6 protein-coding genes are annotated in these 7,227 nt (G+C 65.0%); 4 read left to right on the top strand and 2 right to left on the bottom strand.

What is annotated here, in order from left to right:
• Positions 1-662, bottom strand: a 662-nt coding sequence (locus Q9R26_RS18410) for a hypothetical protein (RefSeq protein WP_311228182.1), incomplete at its 3' end; no start/stop codon positions are given.
• 317 nt (positions 663-979) lie between these two features.
• Between Q9R26_RS18410 and Q9R26_RS18415 the strand changes: the two genes are divergently transcribed.
• The gene (locus Q9R26_RS18415) at positions 980-3,736 is read left to right on the top strand and encodes a hypothetical protein (RefSeq protein ID WP_311228183.1); all 2,757 of its coding nucleotides are present in this window, start codon (positions 980-982) and stop codon (positions 3,734-3,736) included.
• Positions 3,737-3,837: 101 nt separating this feature from the next.
• Positions 3,838-4,248 (top strand): hypothetical protein, encoded by a 411-nt coding sequence (locus Q9R26_RS18420; protein ID WP_311228184.1) that lies wholly within the window; start codon positions 3,838-3,840, stop codon positions 4,246-4,248.
• Positions 4,249-4,900: 652 nt separating this feature from the next.
• Here Q9R26_RS18420 and Q9R26_RS18425 read toward each other — a convergent pair.
• Entirely contained in the window at positions 4,901-6,085 is a 1,185-nt protein-coding gene (locus Q9R26_RS18425) for a BLUF domain-containing protein (protein ID WP_311228185.1), read from the bottom strand.
• Positions 6,086-6,626: 541 nt separating this feature from the next.
• On the opposite strand from Q9R26_RS18425, the gene Q9R26_RS18430 reads away from it, so the two are divergent.
• Both Q9R26_RS18430 and Q9R26_RS18435 read left to right on the top strand, forming a co-directional pair.
• Positions 6,627-6,758, top strand: coding sequence for a hypothetical protein (locus Q9R26_RS18430; RefSeq protein WP_311228186.1), 132 nt, complete (start codon positions 6,627-6,629; stop codon positions 6,756-6,758).
• 21 nt (positions 6,759-6,779) lie between these two features.
• A partial coding sequence (locus Q9R26_RS18435; protein ID WP_311228187.1) for a helix-turn-helix domain-containing protein occupies positions 6,780-7,227 on the top strand: 448 nt, incomplete at its 3' end.

Below are 7,227 nucleotides of genomic sequence, written 5' to 3' on the forward strand. Positions count from 1 at the left end.
TACCGGACGGTGTGGACGACTTCGACACTCATCGAGTGATCTGACGCCCGATACCGGGCGAGCGCGACTGTGGCTTCCGCCATGTCGCCGAATTCAGAGCGCCTGTGTCGTTGGACGTATTCGGCCGCCCGGGGCTCGGGGACTGCTTCCCGGTGGACGCTGATGGAGATGTGTGCGGTGTCGCGGACGAACGCCATCGGCGGCGCGACGCCGTCGTGTAGGTCCGCCGCTGCCTCACGCATCTGTCGCCGGATCGGTACCAGCGTCTCGTCGTCGAAGCCCTGCACGAACACGCCGGAAGGCGAGCCGCCGAGCCCAACCAGCCGAACGTTGACGTCCAGTAGATCGCGGGCACGCTCGACCGCGTCGACGTAGTGCTTGATCGTTGTCTGCGCGACCTTGTCGCGGTAGGGCTCCAGGCTCGTGACAGTCAGGTGCAGGTCGGCGGCGTTGTAGATGTGGTGCGTGCCGTCGTAGAGGCTGCCAATTCCAGCGGCGGCCGCGGCCACCGCGTCAACGACGTGCGCCGGCGGAAGCAGGACGAGGCTGAGACCCCAGCGTGGGTCACCGTCGACGGGCGCGTGATCCACGCGGAGCGTGCCCCTGTCGAAGGACCGGTGCGCTTCATCCCAGAGAGAGTCGTACTTCACGCCGGTTGCCATCGCTTCACGCTATCGGCCTGTCGCTCCGAGGATGAGCTGTACCGATAGCCGATCGGGTATGGGGCGGGTGAAGGCATCACCGTCAGGCCTATCCACTTAGCTCTGCGAGCAGCGGCAGCGCGGTTGCTACTGAGGCAGACCGCCTCAGTCGGTAGTCGCGGACGCGGGGACCGGGCAGGTGCTGCTGTAAGTCGGATCGACTGAGCGGTTTTTTTGAACGCGCGCCCCCTGCTGCCCCCGTAGTGGGGGTTATCCGTTCCTTGAACTTGTTCGCTACTTTCATGGCAAGTTCACAACTTGGGGGTCCCGTGAAAAGAATGCCCGTCACCATCGCCGTCGTAACGGTCATCGCAAGCGCTCTTGCGCTCTGTACTCCAACTGCGGCGTCTGCTGAGCCGGCAGATACGACGGCGGTACAGGTCGATGTCCGCAATCCAGAAGCTTTCGTCGACACCGATGGTGCGGATCTCATCATCAGCGACGACTCAGGCACGGTATCGAAGACCCGTGTCGTGACCGGGCATACGGCTGATCAAGTTCCTTTCACGGAGACGTTGTACTACGGCTCCGACATCACGAGCGCTGAGGAGAAGCCTGACGGCGACGACGGTGATGCTGCCTCAGCCCCGGACCCTGTTATCAGTGTTCAGACGATCGTCGCGACCACCCCCTCGACGCTGTCGATTTCGTGGAAGGCTCAGTCGGACGCGGGGCAGTTCGAGCTCTTCGTGGACGGTGACACGCAGGGCGTGCAAGACACGAGTTCGTACGTCGTGAAGGGTCTCACCCCAGATACCGCCTACGCTCTCCGGACGACGGCGACCACGCCCTCCCACACCGTCGAAGCACAGACCTTCGACCCTGAGGCGTGGACCGATGCGATCAATGCCGAGACTGACGCTGAAGCAGCGGAGCCGACGGTAGAGCCGACTGAGGATCCGACGGCGGAGCCGACTGAGGATCCGACGGCGGAGCCGACTGAGGATCCGACGGCGGAGCCGACTGAGGATCCGACGGCGGAGCCGACTGAGGATCCGACGGCGGAGCCGACTGAGGACCCGACGGCGGAGCCGACTGAGGACCCGACGGCGGAGCCGACTGAGGACCCGACGGCGGAGCCGACGGCGGACCCGACGGCGGAGCCGACTGAGGATCCGACGGCGGATCCGACGGCGGAGCCGACTGAGAACCCGGGACCGGCTCAAGCTCAGAGTCCGGAATTTTCTACTTCTCAGACGCTGTCGGTTCGCACCCCAGCCGCTCCAACAACTAGCTCGGCACGAAAACTGAACAAGGCTGCTCGCGCAGCGGCACCGACAGCTGTTAGCGCCACGGACTTCAACTACCGCACGTTCATCCCCTGGTCGACGATCGGCGACGGGGGCGACTGGTCCGACCAGCTCATCCAGCACGCGTGCATAGCGCAGTCCAACGTGCGGCGGCATGCGGACGAGTCAGCTGCCGACGCAGCTCACGAAACCTTCCTCGGAGACAACCGCAGCTTCCAGCAGCCGAGCGCAGATGACGACCACCCCTATCGCACACAGACCACCGTCCACGTCGATTGGGGGGAGGGACATGTCGTCACTGATAAGGATGCTGGTTACACACGGATCCTCGATGAGAGCACAGGCGAGGTCGTCGCCACACGACAGGCTGCCACGGATCACATCACTTTCAAAGTGAACTCAGCATTCGACGAGGGCTACACGCACGTCAACATCAAGCACATCGCAAACGACCCGTTCTGCCCAGCTGTGAAACAGTTCGGGTCCATCTCCTACCACGCGTACGTCGACTTCTACGTGACCGGACTCGTTCGGGTCGCGGGATGGCAGTACACCATGCCCTCCCACGAGGCGTGGGTCCGATGGAATGGGACTGCGAACTGGTCGAACCTGTTCCACTCGACCGCGACCCACCTGTACTGCCTTGTCGCAGGCGGCGGCGAAGTTCCAGTTGTCATCGTTCGTGGCGGCACCCCAAGCGAACACCCGACGTGGTGCGCGCAGCCCCTTAAAGCCTCCGTCAACCGATCCACTGATCGCTGGGCGGACGTCAGCGGATCTCTCGGCGTCACTCAAGCTGGCAAGGTTTGGGGGAGCGGGGACACGAGTGTGCTTGACGGTTACGGCGGTTTCGGGTGCACGGTCAATCAGCTGGTCAACCCGTTCCGTGTCAAGGGACTGCACAATCCCAAGATCATCGGTGCGGATCGGACTGAGTACCTTTACACCGATGACGGCGACCTCTACTCGTGGGGTGGCTCGTGGGGGCTTAACGGACACGATCCGGAGGGGGATGCTTCTGCCGACGGCCCCCAGCTCATCAGCGGAAAGTGGCGTGATTTCGACGTCGCCGGGGGCAGCACCGCAATCGGCGTCACAGAAAGCGGCAACATCGCTGTCTGGGGTCGCAACCCGGACTACTCCTACTCCGGGTACCCGGAAGACCCTCGGTACTTCGATGTGCCAACCGCAATCAGCTCCGGTATCGACTTCGTGCAGGCAGCCGGCTTCAACTGGGACATCATCGGGCTCGACAGTGATGGCAACATCTGGCACCGCGTGGACGACTTCGACGCCGACTACGACGGGCACGCGCACCACTACACGTGGGCGCAGTACGACGTCGACGGGAAGAAGTTCGACGAAATCGCCCAAGGCAACAGCCGCGGCTGGGCACTGCGCGGCGACGGCGAAATCTACTCGTTCCGCGACTCGTCATCAGATTCAGACGCCGTTCCCACCTACAACACAACCATCGAGGGTGCACACGGCCTTCAGTCGACGGGGTGGACGATTTCTGCTTACGACGGAGACAACATCGCCACATGGGATGGATACGGGGAGCTGACTGCGGACTCATACCAGTCCTTCGCCGGCCCGGGCGTCCCCGGCAAGTTCGCAACGACGAGCGATTTCATCGCCGGGGACGGTGACTGGTACTCCTTCCAGGAGGCCTACAACCCCGTCACCGACGCGTGGGAGGGAAACTGGAATGACATCGGACTCCCGCCCACCAACAGTCTCGGCCCCGATGAAGTCACCCTCAGCTGCCAAGTGAACACGTGATTCCTACGCACAACACCTTCGGTGCGCCGGCCGGGCCCCCGCCCAGCCGGCGCACTCTCGGCGACCTCATCGCGTGGCCACTCGCAGCGATCGCCGTTGGCATGTGGCTCGGCGTCACTGCTGCTGTGATCGAGGGGCTCCGCGATTCAACCTTCGCTGCTGCCACCCTCGGACGTGACCTGGGAGACGCGATTCAGGCGAGCGCGATCACAGCGCTCATCCCCGGAACACTCATCGGCTTCGTGTTCGCACTGCTCTTCACGCCGACCGGGTTTGCGGCCTTCGGCGTCTGGCAAGCCGTGCGGCACGCCAGGAACCAGACCGCGCGGCGCTGGCTCGCTTCCGCGACGATCGGAGTCTTCTGCTTGCCGGTAGTACTCGGAACGGTCGCGGTGAACGCGTTCTCGCCGCTCGACAGCACCGAGTGGGGAATCGGTTTACTCGGCGTGCTGACGTCCGTGGCCGCCGCCGGCGGCCTCTCATACTTCCGGCGCCCGATATTTTCGGCTTAGGTCCGGACTCGAGCAGAATGCAGTTTGACGTGCAGATGCGTGCTTCCACCCATACCGAAATGTTCCGAGAAGCAGCATTATCGCAACGGACCCGGCCGCAGCACATGGTCGAGATCGGAGTGGACGGTTCAGTGCTCGGGTGCGTCAGCGTGTCTGCGGGGGTTTGGTGGGGGAGGGCGTGAAATGAGCGCATGCCGCCTCGTATTCCGCAGCTTCCGTACACGGTGTCGGTGCACGGCCATCGCCTGCAGCTCGAGCTGGTGCCGTCGGAGACGGCGAGGAAGACGTGGCACGTTACCGAGCAGCTCGGCGAGCACCTGGTGGGCCAAGCGCCTCTGCAGTATGAGCATGGCCAGTTCAGCACGGAGACGTCGACGGGAATGATCACCGACGCTGACTGGGGCGTCGTCCTGCGGCGAGCATTCGGGCGGAGCTGGTCACCACCAAGGTGACCCGTTACCGCCGGCTGGCTAGAAACCGTGGGGCGGCCTGCTCGGTTCAACGGCGGGCGCGCACCGTATTGGGGTTCGAGGTTCCAGGCGAGGTCGGTCTGTGAGCCGTGAGGCTGATGCGGCGTAGCGTCACTGTGGCTACCCCGCGTTCCCTAGGTGCGGGTGCCCGATTCCCCGTTTCCGGGCTGACCTCGTCTTGATCATGCGTCGAATTTGACGGCGTTGTAGCGCGCGGGCGATTGTCTCCAGACCCGAACCAACGACGACCGCCCGCGCATCCCCTTGCGTACGCCCGTATCCGGGTTGGTGCTACCTGAGGTGCGCTGCAGCCCTGCCCGGGTCCTTGTCACCTGGGTGGGGCGATGGGGATGTCCCAGTAGGTGGGTTGTTCGTATTGTTCGGACCAGCCGCGGCGCATGCGTGCGGCGGCCCGGTCGAACTCGTTGACGACGTCTGTGTCTGCGGTGAGGAGGTGTTGTAGGCGGAGGCCGTCGTAGAGGGCGAGGAGCTGCTTCGCCGCGGACCGGGTCCATCGTCGATGGTTCCCGCCCTGCGAGAACGTCTGCGACGAGGCCCTCGTGGATGACTTCGCGGAACCGTCGGTACGCGGACCGGTAGTAGTCCGCGCCGTCCAGGGTTGGGTTTGCGGAGGAGGCGAGACTGTATGCCAGCAGCTCCATCAGCGCCGGTTCTTCGGCATGTGCGGCCATCAGGGCGTGCAGGAACGCGACGGTGCCCTTCTCGCTGATCAGCGGTGCCAGGGGTGCGGAGATCGCTTGCGTCCACCGTTCCACGGTCGCTGCCAGCAATGCTCGGTCGGTGGGGAAGAACTCTCGCACTGACACGGAGCTCATCCCTGCATGCTCGGCGGCGACGTCGAGGGTGAACCGGGTCACGCCGCCGTCGTGGAGGGCGATGATCGCACCGTTGATCGCCCTCGTGCGGGGTGCTTCCTCGTCTGCCGCTGTTCGGCTCGTCAATGGTGCCAGCGGGTGCTTCCGGAACCAGTCCAACAGTCCCCGGGCGCGAGTGAGGCCTGCTGCCGGGTCGAGCGGCCGGCCTTCGGCGAAGAGGTCGCTGAAGCCGGGAACGTGTTGCATGAGTGGGTCGAGGGGTTGGAAGGCCATCGACCAGTCCGGGAACGATCGTTGCCTGATCTGCTCATCCAACAGGACGCGAACGTTGGTGTGGCGGGGGTCGATGCTGACCTGCTCGAACCGGGCCTGCACTACCTCGTCGTCGCCCTCGAGGATCCCGAGACAGTTGTCGCCCTTGTGCGCGAGGATCCCCGTCACCCCGAGGGCAGTGTTCTTCTCGCGGCCGACCGCGAGGATCTGCGCGAGCTCGGTGTCCGTGATGGGACGGGTCTGGGTGCTGGTGTACACGATTGAACGCATCAGTCCTGGTCTCCCTGCTGGCCGACTTTGACGTCACCACGAGTCAACGACCCCAGCCCACATGCCACAACCCCACATTTGAGTCACCGCGGATACCCGCCAGGCAGAGGATCGGCTTTCGGGTGGTGGTGCTCGTGGCAGGAACGAGTGGTGGTGTCGTATCCGCTTACGTCGGTGTGGTGTTGCCGGGTTCGCGACGAGTGCCCGTGGCGCGTTACGGTCCCGTCGCGGCCATACGGTGCCGTTGCGGGGGAGTGGGGGTGCGACGGTGTTGACGGGCGTGTCTTGGGAGGTGCGGTGTGCGTGGCATGGTTGCCGGCTCCCGGGAGCGGTCGCGGTGTCGTTTCGTCCGCACGCGGTGGGCCCTGCGGGGTGGGCGTTGACGGTGTGTGAGCATCATGCTGTCCCGGTTCCCGAGAGCGTGGCCGGGCAGGGGCGGGGTGTTGGTGTGAACGCGTTGCGGTTGCGGGGCCGGTCGGAGACGCAGTGGGACATCATCGAGAGCCGGACGGACCGGATCGTCGGCCGGGTGGTTCTTGAGAACGGAGCGTTCTTCCTCACCGATGTCGACGGTGACACTGAGATCGGCGCGTTCTACCGCCTCGAGCAGACCGTGCCGGCTGCGGCAGCCATCCTCGGGGAAGGCCTCCTCGACTCGTGATCGTGGGTCTACGGTCGGTGCATGTCGACGTCGACGGGTGAGCTTGCAGCGGTGGGGATCGATGTTGGCGCGCAGAAGCCGGCGGTGGCCAGGGCGTTGGCGTGTATCGCAGTGCGGTATCGGGGGCGGGTGACGGCGCCGGAGATCGCGGCGGCGAGCGGGTACAGCAAGCGGGGCCTGCAGGAAGCGTTCCAGCGGAACCTGGGCATGCCGCCCTCGCTCGTGGTCCGGCTGCTGCGGCTGCATTGGGCACGGCAGATGATCCTCGCGAACCCGTATCAGCCGGTCGGAATAGCTGCGGCGGCGAGTGGGATCCCGCACTTCGGCCGGTTCTCCGCCTACTACCGGGCCCAGTACGGGGAGACACCGTCCGGACCGCCCACGCTGCCCGCGCCCAGTTGCCGGCCTGACGGATTCAGCGAGTTGCCCTCGAGTTGCGCCTTCCGGGGACAGCTACGCAGCCGGCATC

It is taken from the genome of Curtobacterium sp. BRB10, assembly GCF_031844325.1.
Lineage (GTDB): Bacteria > Actinomycetota > Actinomycetes > Actinomycetales > Microbacteriaceae > Curtobacterium > Curtobacterium poinsettiae_A.

What these genes read in the sequence shown, in the direction of transcription:
- Q9R26_RS18415 (WP_311228183.1), top strand. Translation starts at nt 980, where the DNA reads ATGCCCGTCACCATCGCCGTCGTAACGGTCATCGCAAGCGCTCTTGCG.
- Q9R26_RS18420 (WP_311228184.1), top strand. Translation starts at nt 3,838, where the DNA reads ATGTGGCTCGGCGTCACTGCTGCTGTGATCGAGGGGCTCCGCGATTCA.